Source organism: Bacillus hominis (assembly GCF_018332515.1).
GTDB lineage: Bacteria > Bacillota > Bacilli > Bacillales > Bacillaceae_G > Bacillus_A > Bacillus_A hominis.
The window spans coordinates 1-1,535 of sequence record NZ_BOQD01000474.1 but is presented as its reverse complement, the minus strand read 5'-3'; the positions used below and the strand labels follow the sequence as shown (position 1 = coordinate 1,535).

Annotated in this window: 1 protein-coding gene; it reads left to right on the top strand. The window is 36.5% G+C overall.

Annotated elements, in window-relative coordinates; genetic code table 11:
* Nucleotides 1-210 precede the first annotated feature (210 nt).
* Nucleotides 211-1,518, top strand: a complete 1,308-nt coding sequence (locus tag KI356_RS26505; RefSeq protein WP_212936940.1) for a condensation domain-containing protein — start codon at nt 211-213, stop codon at nt 1,516-1,518.
* Nucleotides 1,519-1,535: the final 17 nt, after the last annotated feature.

The window sequence follows — 1,535 nt, the reverse complement described above, 5'->3', positions numbered from 1 at the left end:
ATATATAAACGAAATTAACATTCGTTTGATTTTAACGAAAGAGATAGGGAGGGTTAATAATAATAAAATAATGGGACCAGTACGGAAAAGATGCTTTCTTCAAAAATAAAAAATAAAAATTATTTGTTCTTGAAGAAAAGTGACTAGAAAAGTTACAACCATATGGAGAATAAGGTTATACGAAAAAAGTCTTAAAAGGGGGACGAAATTATGGAACAAAGAAAGTTTTCAGTAACACCTCAAGATCGAATGAATTATTTATTAGGTCTTTATGCTGCAGATCAACAAATTAATGCAGTTCTTTATTTTCCTGTAGGTATATCAAAGGAAATACTTGAACAATCAGTAAGGATAACGTTACAATTGCAGCCGGTTTTGAACAGCCGGTTTGTAGAAAATGATATTCCTTACTGGGAGGAACATTCATCTGCCACTAACTCACCTATTTGTCTTTTTACAGAAGGAAATGATCAAGAACTTGAAATAATGGCAATAGATTTTATTAAGGAACCCGGTGATCGTATTCATGGGCCTATGGTTCAAACAAAATTATTACGAGGCACTACAACAGACGTGTTAGTTGTGAAATTATCTCATCTATGTTCAGATGGTGCAGGGGTCAAGGAATATATTAATTTGCTTGGAGCAATTTATACTCAACTTTCCTTGGGGCAATCTAAGGATCAAATTATAAAGGAGTTTGGTGAGGGAAATGAGGGTTTTCGAGATCAATCACATGTATTCAAATATGCTGGAATATCGGACATAAAAAGTGCGTATCGTCCTAACCAAGAACAACAGGCATCGTTATGGTCTTTTCCATCTCAATCCAACAAAAATAAATCCCCCCAAATGTCCGTACGGCGGTTGAGCCATGAGCAATCTCTACGTCTAACTCAATGGACAAAAGCACAACAGGCTACCTTGAATGATGTAATCATGACTGCATACTTCCGAGCTTTATCACAGTTCACTGTGTATGCAGAACCTCGCACCGCAGAAAAAATGATCGGTTTAACAATTGATTTACGTCGATATCTGCCTAATTATACAACTGGTGCTATTTGCAACTTATCTGGCATGGAAATGCCAGTGATTAAAATGGAGGATGATGAATCATTTAATCAGACTCTCGTTCGAATTAAACAATCAATGGATAAAATAAAGTCTCAAAATCCAGGTCTTTCTTCAGCAGCAGGAATGGAGCTACTGGCAGGTATGAAGCTATCTGTGGTGAAGGAAATGTATAGTCAGCAATACGAACAGGCTTTACAGATGGGGATGGCATTGCCATTACTGACAAATTTCGGGGTGATCGCTGATGAACCTATTCAGTTTGGCGAAGTTCAAGCTGAGGACGGGTATATGACATCACCCATTATGTATGCGCCATTCTTTTCAATGGGTGCAAGTTCTTATAATGGAAGACTTACATTTACGATTGGTTATCATACACCGGATACATCAAAAGAAAAGGTAGACGAATTTTTAGAAAATATTGTGAATCAACTACCATAAATAAAAGAGAATATAGC